Origin of the sequence: Nonomuraea sp. NPDC050394, assembly GCF_044459065.1 — a bacterium.
Lineage (GTDB): Bacteria > Actinomycetota > Actinomycetes > Streptosporangiales > Streptosporangiaceae > Nonomuraea.
Map to the genome: position 1 here is coordinate 399897 of NZ_JBITIO010000008.1, position 22448 is coordinate 422344.

The window sequence follows — 22448 nt, forward strand, 5'->3', positions numbered from 1 at the left end:
CGACTCCGATCAAGAACAGAGTGCTTTCTACCAAGAGGTATGGACGAAATGGCCGAATTTCGCGGTAATGATCGGAGGATCATTCGGAGTAATCCGCCAGACATTTCGCCTAGCCAGAGGAGAATCCACGGTGAAAGCCCGTCTGACCGCCGTCGTCGCCTGCTTGGCGCTGACGGCCTGCGCCGGTCCGGATACCGTCCGGCATTCGCCGGGACAGCAAAAAGCCGACCTGGTGATCGGGGTACTGCCCATCATCGACGTGGCGCCCGTGTATATCGCGGACGAACGTGGCCTTTTTCGGAAGGAAGGGCTCAATGTCAAGATCGAGGTCCTGGGCGGCGGCGCCGACGCGCTCCCGCGGCTCATCGGAAAGAGCATGGACATCTCCTTCGGCAATTACCTAACGTGGTTCAACGCCCAGGCCGGCGGGCTGGCCGACCTCAAGGTCGTGGCCGACGGCTACCACACCGGCAAGGGCACGCACCGGATCGTCGCCGCCAAGGACTCACCCATCCGCTCCCTCGCCGACCTGTCCGGCAGGAAGATCGCCGTCAACGCCCTCAACTCCGTCCCGAGCCTGCTGGTCCGCCGGGCCGCGGAGGGGGCGGGCGTCAAGCTCGACGACAAGCGCGACTTCGTGGCGGTGCCGTTCCCCGAGATGATCCCGGCGCTGGAGAACAAGCGGGTCGACGCCGCCTTCCTGGGCGAGCCGTTCGCCGGCGTGGCGGCGGGCAAGGGCATGACGACCGTGGGGGAGATCCCCGCCGGATTCCCCGTCGCCGGGTACGCCGCCACCGCCGCGTTCGTGAAGGACAACCCCGGCACCGTCGCCGCCTTCCAGCGCGCCATGGCCGCCGGGGCCCGCCTCGCCGCCGACCGCGTGGCCCTCGGCGAGATCCTGCCCACGTACGTCAAGGGCCTCGGCCCCGCTGCCGGGGACCTCGCGATCGGCACCTACCCGCAGGCCGCCGACGCCGCGACCCTCCAGGGCGTCTCCGACGCGATGGCCAGGCTCGGCTACTTCGGCGGCAGGCAGCCGGTCAAGGCGGCCGATCTGATCACGCCCGCGCGGTGAGGCGCGTGCTGCTCGGCGCGGCCGGCTTCCTGCTGCTCGGCCTCGCCCTCCAGGCGGCCGCCGCGGCGGGCGTGCCGGGCGCGTCCGACGTGCTGCGCGCGGGGATGGACCTCGGGTCCGATCCGGGTTTCCTGACCCACCTCGCCGGTACGGCGGGCACCGCGCTCCTCGGCGTCCTGATCGCCCTGGCGCTGGCCGTACCGGCGGGGCTCGCGCTCGGCTGCCTGCCCGCGCTGGAGCGGCACGCCCGCGTGGTGATCGAGTTCGCCCGGCCGGTGCCGTCCCTGGCGCTCATCCCACCGGCCATCCTCATCCTCGGCCCCGGCCTGCCGCTCAGAGCCGGGCTCGCCGCCTACGCCTGCGCCTGGCCCATCCTGTTCAACGCGCTCTACGGGGCGCGCTCCGCCGATCCGGTCGCCGTCGACACGTTGCGGGCCTTCGGGTTCGCCTTTCCCTCGATCGTGGCCAGGCTGCATCTGCCGAGCGCGGTGCCGTACGTGGTGACGGGGGTGCGGCACGCGGTCGCGGTCGCCCTGATCGTCACCGTGGGGACCGAACTGCTGGCGGGCGGGTCGGCGGGGGTCGGGACGTTCCTGCGGGATCTGGCCGGTGGGCCGGGCAACCGGGCGGCGATGCTCGCGGCCGCCGTCTGGACCGGGGCGCTCGGGCTGGCGCTGAGCCGCCTGCTGGTCCTGGCCGAGCGTACGGCGCTGCGGCGGTTCGGGCCGGCGGCCCGGTGAGGCGGTGGTGGGCGGCGATCGTGGCGGCCGCGCTTTGGGAGGCCGCTGCCAGGGTGGCGGGGCAGGCGTACTATCCGCCGCCGTCGGAGATCGTCGGGGCGGCGTGGGAGCTGTGGTTCTCCGGGCCGCCCGCCCGGCTGTTCCTGACCGACGAGGCGCTGGAGGACTTCGTGCCCAGCCTCGGGCACCTGCTGAGCGGCTGGGCGATCGCGGGGCTGGCCGGGGTCGCCGCGGGGACGCTGGTGGGCCGCTCGCGTACCGCCGCCGCCGTGGCCGAGCCGGTGGTGCACCTGCTGCGCTCGATCCCGCCGCCCGCTCTGGTGCCCCTGTTCGTGGCGCTGTTCCAGTTCGGCGCGCCGATGCAGATCGCCACGATCGCCTGCGGGGTCGTCTGGCCGGTGCTGATCAGCACGATGGACGGCGTCAGGGCGGCCGACCCGGCGCACCTCCAGGTGGCCGCGGTCTACCGGCTCAGCCGGGGGCAGCGGCTGCGGTTCGTGGTCGTGCCGTCGGCGGCGCCGTACATCGCGGCGGGGTTGCGGATCAGCCTGCCCGCCGCGCTGGTCCTCATGGTCCTGGCCGAGCTGGTCGGGACGACCGGCGGGATCGGCCACCGCCTGATCTTCGCCCAGCAGTCGCTCGACCCGCCCCGGATGTGGGCGGCCGTCGCCGTTCTCGGCGCCGTGGGATACACGCTGAACGCGGTGTTCCTCGCGGCCGAGCGACGGCTGCTCGCCTGGCACCACCACACGGGAGGATGACCCATGCACGTGCTGATCGCCGGAGCCGGAATCGGCGGCCTGACGACCGCGCTGAGCCTGCACGCCGCGGGCCTGGACGCCGTGCTCGTCGAGCAGGTCGCCGACCTGCGGCCGATCGGGGCCGGCATCAACCTGCAGCCGCACGCCGTCAAGGAACTGTCCGAGCTGGGCCTGGCCGGCGACCTGGAGGCACGCTCGGTGGCCACCGCCCACATGAGCTACGTCGACCGCCACGGCAACATGATCATGGACGTGCCGCGGGGGCGGGCGGCCGGGTACCGCTGGCCGCAGTACTCCATCCACCGCGGGCATCTGCAGATGCTCCTGCTCGACGCCGTACGTGCCAGGCTCGGCCCCTCCGCGCTGCTCACCGGCAGGGCAGAGCGCTTCGAACAGGACCGCGACCGGGTCCGGCTCCACCTGGACGACGGCCGGGTGCTCGACGGCGACGTGCTGGTCGGGTGCGACGGGCTGCACTCGGCGGTCCGGGCGCGGCTGCATCCGGGGGAGGGGGCGCCGCTCTGGAACGGGGTGCGCATGTGGCGGGGGACGGCTGAGGCGGAGCCGTACCTGGACGGGCGGACCATGATCGTGTCGGGGGCGAACGAGGTCGGGAAGTTCGTCTGCTATCCGATCGGCGACGGGCTGGTCAACTGGGTCGCCGAGCTCAGGACCGGCACGCCGGGACCGGCGGCCCGAGCCGGCTGGAACGTCACCGGCCGCCACGAGGACGTCCTGGAGCACTTCGGCGAGCGCCGCTTCCCGTGGCTCGACGTGGCGGGACTCATCGCCCGCTCGCCGCGGGTGTGGGAGTTCCCCATGGTGGACCGCGACCCGCTGCCCTGGTGGACGCGCGGCCGGGTCACCCTGCTGGGCGACGCGGCGCACCCGATGTACCCGATCGGCTCGAACGGTGGCTCGCAGACCGTCATCGACGCCCGTGTCCTCGCCTACCACCTGGCCACCACCGCGAGCCTCGCCGCCTACGAGAGCGAGCGCCGCGCCAAGGTCAACCGCCTGGTCGAGAACCACCGCAGGATGGCGGTCGAGGAGATCCTTGACGAGATCGCCCGGCGCGCTCCCGGCGGCTTCGGGCACATCGACGAGGTTCTGAGCGCGGAGGAGCGGGCGCGGCTGCACGGCTTCCACACCCGCGTCACCGACATGGAGGTCGCGGAACTCAACGCCGCCAGGTCATGGACGGTCGCACCGGCACGCACACCCCGGCCGTGACCCATCGGAAGCCGGCCACGGACGCCGGGAGGCACGGGAGTCAGGACGGCGGGCTGACGGCGTCGCCGAGGACGTGGCTGACGTGCTGGAAGGTGAAGCGGTCGAGGTGTTCGAGCACGAAGCCCGCCGCCTGGATCGCGGCGACCGGGTCGCGGCCGGGACGGCAGCCGCCGCTGGCGCGTGACCAGAGCGGGCCGACCAGCGCCTCGGTGAGGGCCAGGACGGGGTTGGCCGAGCGGACATGCTCGTAGAAGCGCAGCCGGCCACCGGGGCGCAGGATCCGGCGGGCCTCGGCGAGCGTACGTTCGGGGCGGGCGTGGCAGCACAGGGTGAGCGAGCAGACCACGGCGTCGCAGGAGCCGCTGTCGAGCGGCACCCGGGCGGGGCCGCCGCCGACGATGCTGACCAGGGCGGGCACCTCCTCCGCCACCCGCTCCGCCGCGGCCCGCAGGAACGGATCGGGCTCAACGAGGACGATCTCCCGGACCTCCGGGGGATAGCAGGTGAGCTTGACCCCGTCACCGGCGCCGAACTCGACCACCCGCCCGGTGAGCCCGGACACCAGTCGTTCACGCTGGGGCGTCGGCCGGAACGCGGTGCCGCGACCGGTGCAGACGGGGCGAGGGTGGTGAAACTGCTCCATGCCGCGACCGATGGCGGTTCTGCTGTCGGGAGGCCGATCAGAGGTGATAGCCGTCATGCCCCCACTATCGGCCCACACCTCTCAACCAGGGCGCGCCCGCCATGAAATCCCCATGCGCAACCCCCCAATCCTGACGCCCCCTTGACGCCCCCACCCGCAGCGGGCCACGCCCTCACGGGTGAGCCACCTCTCGACGCCCCCACCCACAAAGGGGTCACGCCCTCACGGGTGTGCGAGGGGCCTTGGGGTTCCTCGCCGCATTCAGGCGCCCGGTGTCCCGCGGGCCGGGCCCTCGCGGGTGAGCGGAGGGGTGTCAGCGGGGGCGTCTCAGCAGGACGGGGGTGAGGCTGGGGGCGGGCATGGCGGGGTCCAGGGGGTGGATGGGGCGGGTGAGGCGGGTGTAGGGGAGAGCCGGCAGGTCCTGGCTGACGCCGCCCGGCGTGAGGGCGAGGATCGAGGCGGCGGCGGCGCGGTGCAGGTCGGGCTCCAGGTAGCCGATCTTGATGGCGGTCAGGTCGTGCCGCCCCGGGTCGAGGTCCAGGTCGGTGAGGTCCTTCACGAGGTGGTACGGCTTGCGCCGCGTCGTCAGCACCGCGTGTACGCCTCCGGCCCGGACCACGGCCAGGTCGCCGCCCACGGGGTCGGCGGGCCGTACGGCGTGGACGGTGCCCTTCAGGAGCACCGGTGGGTCGCCGGAGTAGACGCCGCCCACCCGTACGGACACCTCGCCGCCGACGCCCGCCGCCACGCACGCGGCCACCGCGTCGGGGTCCACGCAGGACGCCCAGATCGCGCTCTTCCCGCCGCCGGTCAGCGCGGGGGTGGACAGGAGGTCGGACAGGAAGAACGCCGCGTCGCCCGAGCCCCCGGCCGTCGGGTTGTCGCCGGAGTCGCTGATGAAGTACGGGCGTAGCGGTGAGGACAACGCCTGTTCGATGGCGGCGCGGGGCGGCAGGGCGGGCATGGCGAAGGCGAAGTCGTCGCGGGACCGCCACAGGGCGCCGGCCAGTTCGGTGGCGGCGGCGGTGACCGCCTCGGCGGAGGTGCCGGTGGTCAGGATGTTGACGCTGGAGCGCGGGGCGTCGGCCCAGGCGTAGCCGATCCAGATCGAGGCGTCCAGGACGCCGGGGCGTCGCCCGATCTCCGGCAGGCGGGCGTAGATCGCGGCGGCCGGGTCCAGGCGGGTGCTGGTGCGTTCGCCGGGCAGCAGCAGCGGCAGCCGTACCCAGGCGCGGACCACGTCCAGGTCCTCGGCCAGCGCGCGGACGAGCAGGCGGCAGGCGCGCTCGCGCGTCTCCTCGACGTCCACGTGCGGGGCGGTGCGGTAGGCGGTGGGCAGGTCGACGAGTTCGGCGAAGCGGCGCGACACCTGGCCGTGCAGGTCCATGGAGGCGGCGATCGGCGCGGCGGGGCCGACGACGTCCCTGACCGCCGCGGCGAGCGCGGCCTCGGCGTCGTCGCGGCCCTCGACGTGCATCGCCCCGTGCAGGTCCAGATAGACGCCGTCGAACGGCCCCGCCGCCCGCAACCCGGCGAGCAGCTCGGACTCCAGCCGTTCGTAGGCCTCCCGGGTGACCTGACCGCCCGGCAGCGCACGGGCCACCAGGATCGGGACGAACTCCACCCGGACCCCCGCCACCTCCTCAGGCCACCACCCAGAGTCCTGACAAAGAAACGGATAACACGAAAAATCGTGCCAAAGGGTGAAGTCACGGTAGCCCGTGCGGTGCGCGCTGAACGTGCTCGACTCCGTCCCGATGCCGCAGATCGCCACGCGCCTAGTCACGGGTGTGGTCACGGTAGACCTCCAGTTCCCCGTCCAGCCGGACCTCCAGCACCGTGCACAGCGGATCGAGGTCGGAGTCGGCCAGGTAGACGTACTCCCATCCGGGCACCTCGTGCAGCCCGCCGAACCGCTCGTGCCGCAGTTCCCCGGCGCCGCCCAGCACGCGTACCGAGGTGACCTTGTTGCGCACCCCGCGCAGCACCACGAACTCGTTGGGCCGGTCGAACACGAACAGGTACAGCGTCCGCCGGTCGGCCGAGACCGTGCTGGCCCCGTTGAAGTGGCCGGGCGGCAGCCCGCGTCCGGTCGGGTAGACCGCCTCGGCCCTCGGCCGGATCCAGGCGCCCAGCTCCCGCAGCCGCGAGGCCTGCTCGGGGGTGATCGTCCCGTCCGCGCGCGGTCCCACGTCGAGCAGCAGGTTGCCGCCGCCGCCGATGGTCTCGGCGAAGATCCGCACGAGCTGGCGCACCGACTTGTGGTTGGTGTCGTGCCCCTGGTAGCCCCAGGAGTCGTTGATCGTCAGGCACAGCTCCCATGGACCGGCCGGCGGCTCGATCGGCACGCCCTGCTCGGGCGTGGCGTAGTCGCCCTCGCCCTGCATCCGCCCGTTGATCACGACCTCCGGCTGCCGGCCGAGCAGTTCCTCGCGCAGCTCGCTCATCCGCCAGGTCGCGGCGTCGCGCTCCCAGTCGCCGTCGAACCACAGCAGGTCGGGCGCGTAGCGTTCCTGAAGCTCCCGCAACTGCCCCCGGTGGAAGGCCAGGAACCGCTCCCACGCGGCCGGATCCTCCTTCCCCGGCTCCGGGTGGGAGAAGCGGTTGCCGCCGCTGCCCACACTGGCGTAGTCGGGGTGCGACCAGTCCAGGTGCGAGAAGTACAGCCCGGCGCGCAGCCCGCGCTCGCGCATCGCGCTCACGTACTCACCGGCGAAATCGCGTTCGGTACGCAGCTCCGACCACGCCGTCGGCCAGAGCGCGAAACCGTCATGGTGCTTGGCGGTCAGCACCGCGTAGCGGGCACCCGCCTCGGCGAACAGATCCGACCACTGCGCGGCGTCGAAGCGGTCTGCGGTGAACCCGTCCACCTGCTTCATGTAGTCGTCGTAACCGACCCGCCCGTCGAAGAACGACCACGATTCGGCCACGCCGTCGACGGCGTAGATGCCCCAGTGGACGAAGATCCCCAGCTTGGCCTGGGGGAACCACGACTGTATCGCCATGACCGGAAATATCGCTTTCTTTGGATGCTTTCATCGGATGTCTGTGGGGCCACTATAGAAGCACCCCTCACCCCGATTTCCTGAGCCTGGTCCTGTTCGGGCACTCTTGCGGGTGAAGAGGTGAGGAAGAGATGCGAAAGATCGCAGTTTTCGGGGCCGGTTACATCGGCCTGGTGACCGCCGCGTGCCTGGCCGAGCTCGGCCACACCGTCGCGGTCCGCGACATCCAGGACGAGCGCATCCGCCTCCTGAACGCCGGGCGGGTGCCGATCCACGAGCCCGGCCTCGGCGAGCTGATCGCGGGCAACGCCGGACGCCTCACCTTCACGCTGAGCGCCGAGGAAGCCCTCGCCGGCACCGAGATCGTGTACGTCTGCGTGGACACCCCGCCGACCGCGGCCGGCGACGCCGACCTGTCGCGCGTCTGGTCGGTGGTCGAGACGCTGAAGGGCGCAGAGCACCTGAAGGCCGTCGTGGTGAAGAGCACGGTCCCGGTCGGCACCGGTGCCAGGGTACGGGCGGTGCTCGACGAGAGCGGCCTGGCCCACGTCGGCTACGCCTCCAACCCCGAGTTCACCGCGGAAGGCCAGGCGGTGGCCGACTTCATGCGCCCGGACCGGGTCGTCGTCGGAGCCGCCGACGAGAACGTGATCCGGCTCGTCACCGAACTGCACGAAGGCGTGGACGGGCCGGTCGAGGTGATGGACGTGGCCTCGGCCGAGATGGTCAAGCTGGCCAGCAACGCGATGCTCATGACCAGGATCAGCTTCATGAACGAGATCGCGGTGCTGTGCGAGCTGACCGGCGCGGACGTGGAGCAGGTCTCCAAGGCGGTCGGGCTGGACCACCGGATCGGCCCGCACTTCCTGCGCGCCGGCATCGGCTGGGGCGGCAGCTGCTTCCCCAAGGACTCCGAGGCGCTGAAGCAACTGGCCAGCAACACCGGCCACCACACCCAGCTGCTGAACGCCGCCATCGAGGTGAACAACCTGCAGAAGCGGCGGGCCATCCAGAAGCTGAAGGACGCGCTCGGCGGCCTCGGCGGCACCAGGATCGCGGTGCTCGGCATGACGTTCAAGCCGGGCACCGACGACATGCGCGAGGCGCCGAGCACCGTGCTGGCCGCGCGGCTGCTGGCCGAGGGCGCCAAGGTGACGTGCTGGGATCCGCTGGCCCCCGACGGGCAGCCCGAGCCCTGGGCGTCAGCCGTACGGCATGGCAGCCCGCAGGAGGCGCTGGCCGGCGCGGACGCCGCGATCCTCGCCACCGCCTGGCCCGAGCTGCGCGACGTGCCCTGGGCCGACGTCCGCGACACCATGCGCAGGCCGGTGCTGTTCGACGGCCGCAACCACCTCGACCCGGCCACCATGCGCGCCCTCGGCTTCACCTACATGAGCGTCGGCCGCCCCTGAGAACCCCTGGAGCGGCGCGCCGCCCCGAACGCCAGCGCGGCCGCGCCCAGCGCGCCCAGGGCGGCGAGTGTGCCGAGCACCTGCTGCTGGCGGCGGACCCGGCGGCGCACCCGCGCGTACGGGACGGTGGAGAAGGAGATCAGCTCGTAGCGCGAGACGTAGCGTCCGGGCAGCGCCTCCTGCAGGGCGTGCTCGGCCCGCCTGGCCAGCCGGTAGACGGGAGAGGCGACCTTGTCGCGCATCTCGACGAAGTTCGCCAGCGCCATCTCGGCGATCGCCTCGGTGTCGGCCCGCCGCCGCCGCTCGAACCTCGGCAGCGCGCGGCTCCAGTCGTCACCGGTCTCGTCCAGGCAGCGGTCGAGCACCACGACGTCCTCGAACGCGCAGTTCGCGCCCTGACCGTAGAAGGGCACGATCGCGTGCGCCGCGTCGCCGATGAGCCCCACGCGCCCGCCCGCCTGCCACGGTACGGCCCGCACCGTGCCCAGCCGCCCGACGGGGTTGGCCGCGAAGTCGTCCACCAGATCGGGAATGAGCGGGACCGCGTCCGGATACACCTCGCCGAAGTGCCGCGCGACCGCCTCCGGTGAGGAGAGCGCGTCGAAGTCCTCGTTCGGCCAGAACAGCGTGCACGTGAACGAGTGGTCCGGGTTCGGCAGCGCGATCATCATGGCGGTGCCGCGCGGCCAGATATGCAGCGCGCCCGGGTCCATGGCGAACTCGCCGTCGCGCGCCGGGATCGTCAGCTCCTTGTAGCCGTGGCCAAGGAAGTCGGTGTGCTCGCGCAGCCCCGCGTGAGCGGCCAGCCGCGCCCGTACGGCGGAGCCGGCTCCGTCCGCGCCGAGCACCACGGCCGCCTTCTCCTCCCGCCCGCCTTCGAAGCGCATGGTCCCGGTGGCCGGGTCCAGCTCGGTGAGCCGGTGCTCGAAGCGGACCTCGGCATGCCGTTCGGCGGCGTCCAGCAGGGCCGCGTTGAGCCGCGCCCGGCTGATCGAGTTGATCGAGCGCAGCCCGTCGGAGCTGTAGAGCTGAAGGTCCAGCTCGCCCCGCACCGGGTGGATCAGCCGGCCGCGCATGGGCAGCGCCTCGGCCATGACCTCCTCTTCCAGGCCGATGCCGCGCAGCGCAGAAAGCCCGCGCTCCGACAGCGCGAGGTTGATCGAGCGGCCGCGCTCCGCGCCCTCCGCGCGCGGGTCGGGCCGCCGCTCGTACAGCGTGACCCGGTGCCCGCGCCTGGCCAGGTAACAGGCGAGCAGGCAGCCGGCAAGACCGGCGCCGACGATCGCGACCTCTGGGGAACCTGCCACGGGAAAACTCCTCACATGAAGGTGCGGGCGGTCCACAGCTCGGGGAAGACGGTCCGCGCCATGCTGCGCTCCAGCCAGACGAGCCCGGCCGAGCCGCCGCTGCCGGCCTTGGCGCCCATGGCCCGCTTCACCGACTGCAGGTGGTGGTAGCGCCAGTCGCCGAAGCGCTGGGCGACCTCGGTGAGCGCCTCGCCGAGCAGGCGCAGGTGGTTGCCGGGGCCGGTGTCGGCGTAGATGGTCACCCACGCCTGCACGACCTGCTCGGGCTCGTCGGCCAGGCCGCGGCGGCGCAGCAGTTCCAGCGTCTCGTCCCACAGCGAGGGCGCCTCGAAGCTCTCGCGCAGCTCGGCGTGGACCTTGGGCTGGCCGCGGAAGGGGCGCATGAGCTGCTCGGACTTCAGGCCGAGCGTGAACTCCAGGTGCCGGTACATGGCCGACTGGAAGCCGGAGCCCTCGCCGAGCAGGTCGCGGAAGCGGTTGAACTCGGCCGGCGTCATCCAGCGCAGCCCCTGCCAGGAGGCGTTGAGCGCCTCCAGGTGCAGCGCGGACCGGCGCAGTGGCGCCAGCGACGCCCAGACGTCGTCACCGGCCAGGAGGTCCCGGGCGTGGCGCAGCTCGTAGCGGATCAGGCCGAAGTACAGCTCCATGACCTGGCTGACCATGAGGAAGGACATCTCGCCGGGGTCATCGCTGAGCGGGGTCTGCAGGGCGTGCAGCGTGCTCGCGCGGACGTAGCGGTCGTAGGGCGCCTGCCGGTCGAACTCGAGCGTGGGCGTGCCGCCGTTGGCCTGGGCTCGCTCCTGCCGTTGGAGTGCGCTGATCGGGGTGACATCCATGGGGCTCATGATGCCCGCGCGGGCCCCGCGCGAGGAATGACGATTCAACGGCCTTTAGGGTGTTCCACCAGACGGATGGTGCCTGATTTTGGCTTCTGGGTTTCGGTGGTGAAAGTGGACGAGATGGACTGGCTGCTGCTGCGTGAGCTGCAGGCCGACGCGCGGCTGTCCTTCAGCGAGCTGTCGCGGCGGGTGCACCTGTCGCCGCCCGCGGTGGCCGAGCGGGTGCGGAAGCTGGAGGAGGCCGGGGTGATCGGCGGCTACCGGGCGCACGTGGACCCCCGGGCGGCGGGACGCGGCGTGGTGGCGCTGGTCACGATGTCCTGTTATGGGCCGGGATGCGTGTTGCGGCACCCGGACGCGCTGGACTCTCCCGACATCTTCGAAGTGCATCGGGTCACGGGCGGGGCCTGCTGCGTGCTGCGGGTCGCGGTCGCGACGATGACCGACTTCGAGGAGCTGATCGACCGCCTGGCCGGGTACGGCACGCCGAGCAGCTCGATGGTCCTGTCCACCCCGGTCCCCTGGCGGGCCACCCTGCCACCGAGCTAGCGGCGAGGGGTGCGGTAGGTTAGCCTAACCTAAATCCCCCGTGTGATCAGTGGAGTTTGTCGTGGTTGAACCCTTTCGCTTGTTCGATGTGCAGGTGCGGGGGCTGGAGTTGCTCAGCCCGTCGTTCCTGCGCGTGACCTTCACGGGGGAGGACCTCGACCTCTTCGCCGACAACGGGTACGACCAGCGGATCAAGCTCATCTTCCCCCTGCCCGGCCACGGCCTGACGCAATTCCCGACCGGCCCCGACTGGTTCCAGCGCTGGCGGGCCCTGCCCCAGGACCGCTGCAACCCGATGCGCACCTACACCGTCCGCAACGTGCGCCCGGACCTGCGCGAGGTGGACGTGGACGTGGTGCTGCACGGCGACGGCGGCCCCGCCGCCCGCTGGGCCGGCGCCGTCCGGCCCGGTGACGAAATCGGTCTGTTCGGCCCCGACGCCCGCTACGGCGAGCCGCACGGCGGCCTGGAGTTCCACCCGCCGGAGGGCACCGGCGCCATCCTGATGGCCGGCGACGAGACCGCCGCCCCGGCGATCTGCGCCACCCTGGAACGCCTTCCGGCCGGCACCCGCGGCGAGGCGCTCATCGAGGTGCCGCACGCCGGCGACTTCCTGCCGATCGACTCCCCGAGCGAGGTCACCGTCACGTGGCTGGCCCGCGAGGGCGGCGACCACGGCGAGAAGCTCATCCCGGCCGTGGAGGCCGCCGCCGGGCGCCTGCTTCCCGGCCACAAGCCCGCCGGCTCCTTCGAGGACAGCGACGTCGAGGACAGCGACGTCGAGGACAGCGACGTCGAGGACAGCGACGTCGAGGACAGCGACTTCGTCGACATCGATGTCGATGTCGACGAGCTCTGGGAGGTGCCGGACGAGCAGGCGGAGGGTCCTGTCTACGCCTGGCTGGCCGGAGAGGCGGCGATGATCAGGGCCCTGCGGCGCCACCTGGTCGCCGAGCGCGGCATGGACAAGCGCGCCGTGGCCTTCATGGGCTACTGGCGCATGGGCAGGGCGGAGAACAACGCGTGAAGCGCATCATCCTGGCGGTCGCCGTCCTCCTGGGCACGGTCGCCTGCGCCCCGGACAACCTGACCGCCGCCCCGGCCGCGAGCGCCCCCGCCGCGAAGGGGTTCACCCCGGTCACCATCGAGCACAAGTTCGGCAGCACCACCGTCAAGGCCCCGCCCCGGCGGGTGGTCACCGTCGGCCTCGTCGAGCAGGACGCCCTGCTCGCCCTGGGTGTGGTCCCCGTGGGCACCACCGAGTGGTTCGGCGAGCACCCCGGCGCCGTCGGCCCCTGGGCCAAGGACAAGCTGGGCGGCGCGGCCGTACCCCAGGTGCTGAAGGAGACCGGCACCGGACCGCAGGCCGAGAAGATCGCGGCGCTGCGCCCCGACCTGATCATCGGCCTGTACTCCGGGCTGACCAAGGAGCAGTACGCGACGCTGTCGCAGATCGCCCCGACCGTCGCCCAGCCGAAGCAGTACATCGACTACGGCATCCCGTGGCAGGAGCTCACCAGGACGATCGGTTCGATCGTCGGCAAGCCCGCCGAGGCCGAAACGATGGTCAAGGGCGTCGAGGCGCGCTTCGAGCAGGTCAAGAAGGACAACCCGGCCTTCGTCGGCGCCGGCGCGCTGATGGTCAGCATGTACGAGGGGTACTTCGTCTTCGGCAGCCAGGACCCGCGCAGCCGGCTGCTGGCCTCGCTCGGCTTCCGGCTCCCGCCGGACCTGGACAAGGTGATCGGCGACAAGTTCGGCGCCAACATCAGCCGCGAGCGCCTCGACCTGCTCGACCGGGACGTGCTGATCTGGAGCGTCACCAACGCCGGCAAGGACGTGGCCACGCTGCGCGGCGACGTCGTCTACAACAACCTCAAGGTGGCCAAGCAGGCCCGCGAGGTGTTCGTCGTGGACGGCACCGACTTCGCCGACTCCGCCTCCTTCATCACGGTGCTCAGCCTGCCGTTCCTGCTGGACCGGCTGGTTCCCATGCTGTCGGCGGCCGTCGACGGCAAGCCGGAGACCAAGCCAGAACCCTCCTCGTGAGATCGGCCGCGCTGAAGCCCGGCGCGCGCGAACGCGCGGGGCTTCAGCCCGCGGCGCGCCTGGGCCGCGGCGCCATCCTGCTCGGGGTGCCGATCGCCGGGCTCGTGGTGCTGTGCGCGCTGTCGCTGTCGGTCGGCGCGCGGGCGATCCCGCTCGACCAGGTCGCCCAGGCGCTGACCGGCGGCGAGGTCACCAAGGCGGTCCACGACGTCATCTGGTCGGTACGCGTGCCGCGCACCCTGCTCGGCCTCATGGCGGGGGCGGCGCTCGGCTTGTCCGGCGCGCTCATGCAGGCGCTGACCCGCAACCCGCTCGCCGACCCCGGCATCCTCGGCGTCAGCGCGGGAGCCGCGTTCGCGGTCGTCGTGGCCATCGCCGCGTTCGGCATCGGCTCGCTCTACGGCTACGTCTGGTTCGCCTTCGCCGGCGCGCTCGCGGTCAGCGTCGCCGTCTACGTGCTGGGCGGCCTCGGCCGCGACGGCCTCACCCCGGTGAAGCTGGCTCTGGCCGGAGTCGCCGTCACCGTCATGCTGAGCTCGCTGACCAGCGCCATCGTGCTGGCCGACCCGGAGTCGCTGAACCGCTACCGATTCTGGTCGGCCGGATCGCTGGCCGGGCAGGGCGCGCAGCTCATGCCGCAGCTGCTGCCGTTCGTCGCGGTGGGCATGGTGCTGGCGCTGGCCTCGGCACCCGCGCTCAACAGCCTCGCGCTCGGCGACGACGTCGCCGTGGCGCTGGGCCGCCGGGTGGGCCTGGTCAGGCTCCAGGGCGCCGCCGCCGTGACGCTGCTGACCGGCGCCGCGGTCGCGGCCATCGGCCCCGTCGTCTTCGTCGGCCTGGTCATCCCGCACCTGGCCAGGCTCGTCGCCCGCTGGGCCGGTGGCGAGAGCGACCACCGGCTGCTGCTGCCGCTGTCGGCGGCGCTCGGCCCCTGCCTGCTGCTGGCCGCCGACGTCACCGGACGGATGATCGTCCCGCCGATCGAGGTGCAGGCCGGCATCATCGTCGCGTTCATCGGCGGCCCGATCTTCGTGATCCTGGCCCGCCGCGCCCGTCTCGCGGAGCTCTGATGACCAACCTCACCGTCCGCCTGCCCGCCCCGCCCGTCTCCTGGCAGGTGCGGATCCGGCTCGTCGCCGTCTGCCTCGGCCTGGCCGTGCTCGCGTTCCTGGCGTTCTGCCTCGGGGTCGGGCTCGGCGACATCCCGCTCGGGCTCGGCGAGGTGGTCGGCGCGCTGTTCGGGCAGGGCGAGCAGGGCCAGTTGTTCGTGGTCTGGCAACTGCGCCTGCCCAGGGCGCTGGTCGGGCTGATGGCCGGGGCCGCGTTCGGGCTGTCCGGAGCGCTGTTCCAGACCATGACCCGCAACCCGCTGGCCAGCCCCGACATGATCGGCGTCACCCAGGGCGCGGGTGTCGCCGTCGTGGCCGGGATGGTGTTCGGCCTGGACGCCGGTCCCGGCGTCCAGGTGCTCGCCTTCGCCGGCGCCGTGGCCGCCGCGCTGCTCACCTACCTGCTCGCGTGGCGGCGCGGCGTCACCGGCTACCGGGTCGTGCTGGTCGGCATCGGGCTGTCGTGGATGTTCACCAGCGCCACCGAGTACCTCATGGTGATCACCGAGGTTCTGCAGTCGCAGGCCGCGCTCGGCTGGCTGTTCGGCAACCTCAACGGCCGCACGTGGGATCAGGTGACGCCGCTCGCCCTGGCCCTCGCCGTGCTCGCGCCGCTCACCTTCCTGCTCGGCCGCTCGTCGCGGGCGCTGCAACTGGGCGAGGACGTCGCGGTCGTGCTGGGCACGCCCGTGCAGCGGGCCCGGCTCGCGCTGCTGGCGACGGGCGTGGGGCTGGTCGCCTTCGGCACCGCCGCCGCCGGTCCCGTCGCGTTCGTCGCGCTCGCCGCCCCGCAGATCGCCCGCCGCCTCGCCGGTACGGCCTGGCCGCCCCCGCTGGCCTCCGCGCTCACCGGGGCCTTCCTGGTGCTCGCGGCCGACCTGGTGGCCAGGCGCGTCATTCCGGACCTGGAACTGCCGGTGGGCGTGGTCACCGGCGTCCTGGGCGCTCCGCTGCTCCTGTGGCTCCTGGCCAGGGCCCGCCGCGCCTGAGGTAAGGGCCCGCCACGCCTGAGCGGGCCCCCGCCGTCAGTCGGCGACCAGGCGGCCGCGGCCGCCGCGCCGCCAGCCGCGGTGGTCGAGCTCGCGCTGGCGGCGCACCACGTACGTGCCCGGGGCGAAGCCGCTCGCCCCGTGCTCGGGATGCAGGAGGTAGACCGGCCGGACGCAGCGGAAGACGCCCAGCGCCAGGTCCATGGTGTCGCGGACGTCCCAGGTCCACACGCAGGCGCCGTCATCGGCCACGAGCGTGTGCGGATTGCCGCCCGCGGCTCCGCGCAGGACCTCCAGGCCCCTTCCGAACACCTTCGACCAGCGAGCCGGCGGCGGGAACGTGATGGCCACGGCCACCATGGGCATCGGAACGATCAGCAGGTCGCCCTGGGCCTGAAGGCCGTCGAGCACCGGGATGGCGACCTGCCGCTCCAGATGGTCCAGGACGGTCAGGCCGGTACGGCGGGACAGGGTGTCGAGGTTCACGGGTTCTCCCTTCATGTGCGCCGGGCCAGCTGGGTGTAGTGATGAGCGGAAAGGCCGTAGGTCCAGGCGGCCGCCGCCACGGGGTCGTCGATGAACTGCGGGACGCCGAGGCCGTAGCGGCGCCGACGCCCGTCGCGTTCCTCCGAGCCGTTGACGGCCAGCAGGACCCTCGGGCGGCGGCCGAGCGCCGTCGGCGGCAGGTCGTACAGCTCCAGGTCGAAGCCGGGATTGCCGGGGTCGGGGGCCGAGGCGACCAGGCGCAGCCCGGCCTCCTCGATGTAGCGGCCCCACCCGAGGCGTTCGATGGCCAGCCGCCGGACCTCCACGTTCGGCTCGGCGGCGATCTTGCCGGGCGTGGGTCCCGCGATGACCCACTCGGGGACGACGAAGCCGTTGAGCGCGTACACGGACCAGCCGTCGGGGAAGGTGACGGCCGGGCCGTCGTCTCCGTGCAGGCGGCCCTCGCGCAGACGGACCGACAGCGGGCGCTCGGCGATCACGCACCGGTCCTCGAGCGGCCACCACCAGCCGCAGGAACGGGCCAGCTCCGCCCACGGTTCGAGCTGGGCGGTCAGGGCGCCGTAGCGGAGGCCGCCCACGCGCCGCCAGGCGTCGTAGTGGGCGATCCAGCAGGCGTCGTGCTGGCCGTACCAGGTGAGGCGGTCGGCGAGGGGGAGCGCGAGGCGGATGGGCGTGCACACGCCGTCGCGGACGGTCTCGCGCAGGGGGTCGCGCACGACGGCGTCGAGCGGGTCGGGGCCGCGCGACGGCCAGCCGGGGTCCCAGACGTGGCCGACGTGCTGGTCAAGGCCGTGGCGCAGGGTGGAGACGAGGGTCGCGAGGCGTTGCGCGACGGACAGTTCGGCGGCCGTGTTCAGCCGGCCGAAGGCCTGGACGGGGATGCCGCGTGGCACGTGGTTCAGCGCGGCGGCGGGGGAGCCGGCCCAGACGAACGCGGGCGCGGGACGGCCGAGCCGTTCGTACAGGGAGGCGATGGCCGCCTGCGCGGCGGGCCGGTCGGCGGGCTGCGTGGACAGCGCCCAGCCCAGCCATTCATCGTGGATGTCGGCGGCCACCGGCCGCCGCTGCTCACTCACGGAGCGAGGGCGCGCACGCCCTTTCTGACGACGATCATGTGAGCCAGGATGGCAGGCAGGGCGTGCCCTCCGCAAGTGCCGGTCAGTGCGGGATCACCATCGGCGTGGCCCAGCGCGGGCCGGCCACGATGGTCCGGGCCTCCTGGTGCGGCTCGCGGCTGAGCTTCAGCGGCAAGAACCTTGATCGAGGACTGAAGGTGATTTTCCCGGCACTTCGGTACGTTGGGATATATGCCTGCCGCCCGTCCCGACGACGTCGCCGCCGCCCCGCCCGTACCCGCCGTCGCCGCCGGGACGCCCGCGCGGCTGGCCTGGCTCGACGCCCTGCGCGGCCTCGGCGCGCTCGCCGTCGTGGGCGAGCACCTGCTGACCTGGGCGATGCCGTGGCTGCGCCCCACCTCCTTCAACCTCGGCATGTACGGCGTGCTCGTCTTCTTCCTGGTCAGCGGCTACATCATCCCGGTGTCCCTGGAACGCAGGGGCGACGTGCGCGCGTTCTGGATCAGCCGCTTCTTCCGCCTCTACCCGCTCTACCTCCTCGTGATCGCGGTGGTGCTGGCACTGTCGTTCTGGCTGCCGGTGCGCAAGGAGGTGCCCCGCGACGCCTCGGCGCTGGCCTCGCACGCCACCATGCTCCTCGACGTGGTCGGCGCCGGGGGCATGGTCAACACCATGTGGACCCTCTCCTACGAGATGGTCTTCTACCTGCTGGTCGCCGCGCTGTTCGTGGCGGGCGTGCGGGTGGGCCGCGGCGCGCTGTCGGTCGCCTTCGCCGCCGCGGCGATGGCCGCCGGGCTCGCGCTGAGCAACGCGCCCCTGACCGGCGCGTGGCTGTCCTGGGCGTCACTGGCCGTTTTCGGGCTGGGCCTGACCTGCGTCATCACCGGATATTTCCGTACGGCTGCCGCCGTCGCCCTCGGCGTCATGGCCCTCACCCTGCTGCTGACCGCCAGCCCCACGCCGTGGTTCGGGGCGGCGATCCTGTCGGTGATGTTCGCCGGGACCGCCATCCATCGATGGGAACGCGGGGCCGGGCGGCTGTGGCCGGTGGCCGTGACCGCGGTCCTCGTGGCGCTGACCCCGGTGTGGGCGCTGGACGCCGGGTGGTGGTGGGTGCGGCCACCGGTGTGGATCACCACGATCGTGCTGGCCGCGGCCACGTTCGCCGGTGGCATGCTCCTGCGTACCCGCCGGGTGCCGGCACTGCTGGTGTGGCTCGGGGTGATCAGCTACTCGCTTTACCTTCTGCACCTGCCGATCCTGACGGGGGTGATCGCGATAACCGGCGACCTGCGCTGGGCGCCGGCCCCCCTGCAGATCGGGATCAGCGTGTTGTGCCTGTCGCTGATTCTGCCCGCCAGCTGGCTGACCTACCGCTACCTCGAACGCCCCATGCAGTCCTACGCCCGCCGCCTCACCACCCCACCCTGACCACCCCCGGCCCGGCAGCGCCGGGCTGGTCACACGGCACCTGAAGCCCTGGGTAAGGAGCACCCCCGCTCGGAGACCGGGCTTCGCGGCAGCGGCGGAGAGGCCAGGGCACTCCGGCGGCGCGCGAAACAGGCGGCCTCCTTGAGGTCGAAGGGTTCCCGCGGTTCGGGGGAGGTTGTCGGCGTCGGTGTGGGTGTGGGTGTGGGTGTGGGTGTGGGTGTGGGTGTGGGTGTGGGTGTGGGTGTGGGGGTCAGGGGCGGGAGGCGGGGGTTCGGCGTCAGGGTGGGAGGCGGAGATGGGGCGTCAGCGGGCGGTGGTGATGCGGGCGGCGAGGCCGTCCAGGACGCAGGTCAGGCCGAAGGAACGGCCCGAGTCGCGCGGTGCTTCGCCCACGTCGGCCAGCGCCTCGACCAGGGCGGGGAAGCGGCTGGCGTGCCGCTCCAGTATCTGGGCCAGGGCGGGACTGGCCTGGCGGTCCTCGGCCCACGGCTGGGTGCCCGCCGTCGCGAGCGACTGCGTGTTGCGCAGGTGGCCGAAGATCAGCAGCGCGGCGTCCAGGCGCTCGCCGCCGGTGAGTCCGGTTCCGTCCAGGGCGCCGACGGCCGCCTCGGTCCAGCCGATCTCACGCGGTCCCATCATCCGGTCGCCCAGCGTGGCCCACGGCAGCCACGGGTGACGGGCCCACACCGCCGCCACGAGCCGGGCCAGTTCCTCCAGCTTGGGCCGCCAGCCTCCCTCGATCCCCGACAGATCGGGCGGATCGCCCACCGCCCGCTCGATCATCACGGCGACGAGGTCGGCCTTGCTGGAGACGTACCGGTAGAGCGACATCTTGGTGAACCCGAGGTCGCCCGCCACCCGCTGCATCGAGACCGCCTCGATGCCGTCGGCGTCGGCGATCGCGATGGCCGCCTGGGCGATGGTGGGCAGGCTGAGTGAGGGACGCGCGGGCGCGGGCCGTTCCCACAGGAGTTCTTCGATCTTGCTTCCTGCCGCCATGCGCTCCTCCTCGGGTCCACCACGTGGTGTGTCTTGAGGATACCTCTGTTTACACAAGACACGTCAGGCCATGACGAGAACACTCCAGAGGTGACCGTCCAGGTCCCGGAAGCTGCGGCTGTACATGTACTCGTTGTCCTCGGGCTCGCCCGCCTCGCTCGCCCCGTTGGCCAGCGCGGTCGTGAGCATCTCGTCCACCTTGGCGCGCCCGCCCTCCACCTGCAGCGCCAGCGCCACCTCGGTGCTCGCGCCGGTGTCCGGGATCGCCTTGCCGGTGATGGAGGTGAAGAACGGCTCCGTGACCAGGAGGAGGGAGACGCCCTCGCCCAGGTGCAGGCAGCCGGCGTCGTCGTTGGTCAGCTGCTCGTCGACGCTGTAGCCGAGCTTCTCGAAGAATCCGAGGCTGGCGGCGAGGTCCTTGACGTGCAGGTTGACGAAGAGCGACATGAGTGTCCCCTATCTCGATAAATCGTCCCACGGAGACTTTGTGTCCGCCGGATACTGAGTTTTACAGTAGACACCGAGCGGTCATCGGCGCAAGAGGCTCTTTCAGCGGGGAAGGACGGCGGCCAGCTCCGGGATACGCGCCCGGTACGCGTCGAGCAGCCGCCGGGCCACGTCCACCGAGTCGACCAGCGGGTGCAGCGCCAGCGCCTCGACCGCCAGCGCGGAAGAACCGGTGAGCGCCGCCTCGATGGCCGCCTGCTCCACCGCCTTGACCTGCTGCATCAGGCCCAGGAACCGGCCGGGCAGCGGCCGCGTGGCCAGCGGCTGTACACCCGCGCCGCTCACCGCGCACGGGATCTCGACCACGGCCTCCGCCGGCAGCCCGGGTACGGCGCTGCCGTTGCGCACGTTGAGGATCATCGTGGACGGCTCGCCCCGCGCGATCGCCGCCATGAGCGCCAGCGCGATCCCCTCGTACCCGCCCGCCTGGAGGTCGGCGTCCTCACGCGCACCGGCGCCGGTGAGGTCGCGGGTGTCGGCCATGTAGCTGGCGTCGCGCTCCTGGCGGGTCCTGGTCCACTCCGTCAGCGCGTCACCGGGGCGCTCGCGCACGGCGGTGTAGAAGCGCTCCTGCTGCAGGACCAGCGACTCGCCCCGCGTGTGCCCGGCGGCCTGGGCCGCGGCCACGGACTCGCGGTTGAAGTAGTAGTAGTACAGGTACTCGTTGGGCAGCGCGCCGAGCGTGCGCACCCAGTCGCCGCCGAAGATCCGCGCCTCCTCCACCTGCCGCAGCGCCGCGTCGTCGGCGAGCAGGCCGGGCAGCAGGTCGCGGCCCTCGTGGACCAGCCCGCGCAGCCAGCCGAGGTGGTTGAGTCCCACGTAGTCGGGGCAGACGCGCGCGGAGTCCACGCCGAGCGCCGCCGCGGTCCGCCTGATCAGCCCGATCGGCGAGTCGCAGATGCCGACGACCCGGTCGCCGAGCACGCCGCGCATGGCCTCGGTGATCATCCCGGCCGGGTTCGTGAAGTTGATGACCCAGGCGCGCGGCGCCACCGCCGCCACCCGCTCGGCCACGCGCACCGCCACCGGGATCGTGCGCAGCCCGAACGAGACGCCGCCCGGCCCGGTGGTCTCCTGCCCGAGCAGGCCGAACTCGAGCGCCACCCGCTCGTCGGCGGTGCGCCCCGCCAGCCCGCCCACGCGGATGGCGGAGAAGACGAAGTCGGCGCCGGCCAGCGCGGTGTCCAGGTCGGTGGTGGTGCGCACCCGAGGCGGGTGCTCGTGCCCGGCGGCGAGCTGGCCGAGCACGTTCTCGATGGCCGCCAGCCGCCGCTCGGAGACGTCGTGGAGCACCACCTCCTCCACGCGCGGCTTCGCCCGGTCACGCAACAGCGCGCCGTACACGAGAGGGACCCTGAAGCCCCCGCCGCCGAGAACGGCCAGTTTCATGCGAGCACCACCTCCGCGCCGGCCGCCGCGCAGGCGCGCAGCGTGCTGTCGTCCGCGCCGTCGTTCGTGACGACGACGTCGAGATCCTCTGGCCCGCACACCCGCAACGCGCCGGTACCGGGAAACTTGTGCCGGTCGGCCAGCAGCACCACCTGCCCCGCCGCCGCGATCATGGCGCGCTTCAGCGGGACCTCGGCGAGCGTCGTGTCGACGATCTGCCCGTCGCGGCGCACGCCGCTCGCGCTGAGGAAGACCCGGTCGGCCACCACCTGCCGCAGCGCCTCCTCCGTGAGCACCCCCACCAGCGAGTGGTACGGCCGGCGCACCATCCCCCCGAGCACCAGCAGCTCCACCTCGGGATCGGCGCGCAGCACGTCGAGCACGGCCAGGCTGGAGGTGACCACGGTGACCCGGCGCCCGCGCAATTGCCTGGCCAGGCGCATCGTGGTGGTGCCGATGTCGAGCAGGACCACGTCGCCCTCGCGCACGAGCCGCCCCGCGCACACCGCGACCGCCTCCTTGTCGCCCTCGTGGATGGCGGCGACCTGCGCGAACGGCATGTCGGTGTCGGCGTCGACACTGGGCAGCGCGCCGCCGCGCACCCGCTTGAGCGTGCCGTCGCGGTCGAGGACCTCCAGGTCGCGCCGGATGGTGGAAGGACTCACACCGAGCTGCCTGGCCAGGTCGTGCACGCTCGTGGCGCCGGACAACCGGACGCGGCGCATGATCTCCTCATGCCGGAGGCGCTGAAGCACGTACGGATCGTATCAGTCATTTTCGCGCATCAGTGAGCACGATTTACCAATGGCCCTTGCTATGAGCGAGCAA

Annotated in this window: 22 protein-coding genes; 11 read left to right on the plus strand and 11 right to left on the minus strand. The window is 72.4% G+C overall.

Annotated features, from left to right (window positions below):
• Window positions 1-130 precede the first annotated feature (130 nt).
• Genes ACIBKY_RS30810 through ACIBKY_RS30825 form a run of 4 tightly spaced genes read left to right on the plus strand, consistent with a single transcriptional unit; the run spans window position 131 to window position 3809 of the window.
• Complete coding sequence (locus ACIBKY_RS30810) at window positions 131-1075, plus strand: ABC transporter substrate-binding protein (protein WP_397101960.1); 945 nt, start codon at window positions 131-133, stop codon at window positions 1073-1075.
• On the plus strand, window positions 1072-1815 hold the full coding sequence (locus ACIBKY_RS30815; RefSeq protein WP_397101962.1) for an ABC transporter permease: 744 nt from the start codon (window positions 1072-1074) through the stop codon (window positions 1813-1815). The genes ACIBKY_RS30810 and ACIBKY_RS30815 overlap by 4 nt, the downstream gene beginning before the upstream one ends.
• A 20-nt stretch (window positions 1816-1835) precedes the next feature.
• On the plus strand, window positions 1836-2576 hold the full coding sequence (locus ACIBKY_RS30820; protein ID WP_397101964.1) for an ABC transporter permease: 741 nt from the start codon (window positions 1836-1838) through the stop codon (window positions 2574-2576).
• Window positions 2577-2579: 3 nt separating this feature from the next.
• Complete coding sequence (locus ACIBKY_RS30825) at window positions 2580-3809, plus strand: flavin-dependent oxidoreductase (protein ID WP_397101966.1); 1230 nt, start codon at window positions 2580-2582, stop codon at window positions 3807-3809.
• A gap of 40 nt (window positions 3810-3849) precedes the next feature.
• Here the strand turns inward: ACIBKY_RS30825 and ACIBKY_RS30830 are convergent, their stop codons facing one another.
• The 3 genes from ACIBKY_RS30830 to ACIBKY_RS30840 all read right to left on the minus strand — a co-directional run bounded on the left by ACIBKY_RS30830 (window position 3850) and on the right by ACIBKY_RS30840 (window position 7457).
• Window positions 3850-4452: a class I SAM-dependent methyltransferase gene (locus ACIBKY_RS30830; protein WP_397101968.1), complete on the minus strand. Its 603-nt coding sequence runs from the start codon at window positions 4450-4452 to the stop codon at window positions 3850-3852.
• A 313-nt stretch (window positions 4453-4765) separates the two neighbouring features.
• Window positions 4766-6250, minus strand: coding sequence for a M81 family metallopeptidase (locus ACIBKY_RS30835; RefSeq protein WP_397101970.1), 1485 nt, complete (start codon window positions 6248-6250; stop codon window positions 4766-4768).
• Window positions 6231-7457, minus strand: a complete 1227-nt coding sequence (locus ACIBKY_RS30840) for an alpha-L-fucosidase (RefSeq protein ID WP_397101972.1) — start codon at window positions 7455-7457, stop codon at window positions 6231-6233. Before ACIBKY_RS30840 ends, ACIBKY_RS30835 begins: the two co-directional genes overlap by 20 nt.
• Before the next feature lie 131 nt (window positions 7458-7588).
• Here ACIBKY_RS30840 and ACIBKY_RS30845 point away from each other — a divergent pair, with 131 nt between their 5' ends.
• Window positions 7589-8869, plus strand: a complete 1281-nt coding sequence (locus ACIBKY_RS30845; RefSeq protein ID WP_397101974.1) for a UDP-glucose dehydrogenase family protein — start codon at window positions 7589-7591, stop codon at window positions 8867-8869.
• Here ACIBKY_RS30845 and ACIBKY_RS30850 read toward each other — a convergent pair.
• Window positions 8845-10176: an FAD-dependent oxidoreductase gene (locus ACIBKY_RS30850; protein WP_397101976.1), complete on the minus strand. Its 1332-nt coding sequence runs from the start codon at window positions 10174-10176 to the stop codon at window positions 8845-8847. The genes ACIBKY_RS30845 and ACIBKY_RS30850 overlap by 25 nt on opposite strands.
• Before the next feature lie 11 nt (window positions 10177-10187).
• Window positions 10188-11012 (minus strand): tryptophan 2,3-dioxygenase, encoded by an 825-nt coding sequence (locus tag ACIBKY_RS30855; protein ID WP_397101978.1) that lies wholly within the window; start codon window positions 11010-11012, stop codon window positions 10188-10190.
• A gap of 123 nt (window positions 11013-11135) precedes the next feature.
• Between ACIBKY_RS30855 and ACIBKY_RS30860 the strand changes: the two genes are divergently transcribed.
• The 5 genes from ACIBKY_RS30860 to ACIBKY_RS30880 all read left to right on the plus strand — a co-directional run bounded on the left by ACIBKY_RS30860 (window position 11136) and on the right by ACIBKY_RS30880 (window position 15711).
• Window positions 11136-11564, plus strand: coding sequence for an Lrp/AsnC family transcriptional regulator (locus tag ACIBKY_RS30860; RefSeq protein WP_397102168.1), 429 nt, complete (start codon window positions 11136-11138; stop codon window positions 11562-11564).
• A 61-nt stretch (window positions 11565-11625) separates the two neighbouring features.
• On the plus strand, window positions 11626-12591 hold the full coding sequence (locus ACIBKY_RS30865; protein ID WP_397101980.1) for a siderophore-interacting protein: 966 nt from the start codon (window positions 11626-11628) through the stop codon (window positions 12589-12591).
• The gene (locus tag ACIBKY_RS30870; RefSeq protein WP_397101982.1) at window positions 12588-13613 is read left to right on the plus strand and encodes an iron-siderophore ABC transporter substrate-binding protein; all 1026 of its coding nucleotides are present in this window, start codon (window positions 12588-12590) and stop codon (window positions 13611-13613) included. Before ACIBKY_RS30865 ends, ACIBKY_RS30870 begins: the two co-directional genes overlap by 4 nt.
• Entirely contained in the window at window positions 13610-14683 is a 1074-nt protein-coding gene (locus ACIBKY_RS30875) for a FecCD family ABC transporter permease (protein ID WP_397101984.1), read from the plus strand. The genes ACIBKY_RS30870 and ACIBKY_RS30875 overlap by 4 nt, the downstream gene beginning before the upstream one ends.
• The gene (locus tag ACIBKY_RS30880; RefSeq protein ID WP_397101986.1) at window positions 14683-15711 is read left to right on the plus strand and encodes a FecCD family ABC transporter permease; all 1029 of its coding nucleotides are present in this window, start codon (window positions 14683-14685) and stop codon (window positions 15709-15711) included. The genes ACIBKY_RS30875 and ACIBKY_RS30880 overlap by 1 nt, the downstream gene beginning before the upstream one ends.
• Window positions 15712-15747: 36 nt before the next feature.
• Here the strand turns inward: ACIBKY_RS30880 and ACIBKY_RS30885 are convergent, their stop codons facing one another.
• Window positions 15748-16197, minus strand: a complete 450-nt coding sequence (locus ACIBKY_RS30885; RefSeq protein WP_397101988.1) for a hypothetical protein — start codon at window positions 16195-16197, stop codon at window positions 15748-15750.
• Window positions 16198-16208: 11 nt separating this feature from the next.
• Entirely contained in the window at window positions 16209-17294 is a 1086-nt protein-coding gene (locus ACIBKY_RS30890; protein ID WP_397101990.1) for a DUF6745 domain-containing protein, read from the minus strand.
• A 231-nt stretch (window positions 17295-17525) separates the two neighbouring features.
• Between ACIBKY_RS30890 and ACIBKY_RS30895 the strand changes: the two genes are divergently transcribed.
• Entirely contained in the window at window positions 17526-18725 is a 1200-nt protein-coding gene (locus tag ACIBKY_RS30895; RefSeq protein WP_397101992.1) for an acyltransferase family protein, read from the plus strand.
• A gap of 303 nt (window positions 18726-19028) precedes the next feature.
• Here ACIBKY_RS30895 and ACIBKY_RS30900 read toward each other — a convergent pair whose 3' ends face one another.
• The 4 genes from ACIBKY_RS30900 to ACIBKY_RS30915 form a co-directional block, all read right to left on the minus strand.
• Window positions 19029-19724: a TetR/AcrR family transcriptional regulator gene (locus ACIBKY_RS30900; RefSeq protein WP_397101994.1), complete on the minus strand. Its 696-nt coding sequence runs from the start codon at window positions 19722-19724 to the stop codon at window positions 19029-19031.
• Between the two features lie 63 nt (window positions 19725-19787).
• Window positions 19788-20171 carry a VOC family protein gene (locus ACIBKY_RS30905; protein WP_397101996.1) on the minus strand — a complete coding sequence of 128 codons (384 nt, stop codon included), beginning with the start codon at window positions 20169-20171 and terminating at the stop codon, window positions 19788-19790.
• Window positions 20172-20273: 102 nt separating this feature from the next.
• Window positions 20274-21620, minus strand: a complete 1347-nt coding sequence (locus ACIBKY_RS30910; RefSeq protein WP_397101998.1) for a 6-phospho-beta-glucosidase — start codon at window positions 21618-21620, stop codon at window positions 20274-20276.
• The gene (locus ACIBKY_RS30915) at window positions 21617-22375 is read right to left on the minus strand and encodes a DeoR/GlpR family DNA-binding transcription regulator (protein ID WP_397102000.1); all 759 of its coding nucleotides are present in this window, start codon (window positions 22373-22375) and stop codon (window positions 21617-21619) included. The genes ACIBKY_RS30910 and ACIBKY_RS30915 overlap by 4 nt, the downstream gene beginning before the upstream one ends.
• Window positions 22376-22448 lie beyond the last annotated feature (73 nt).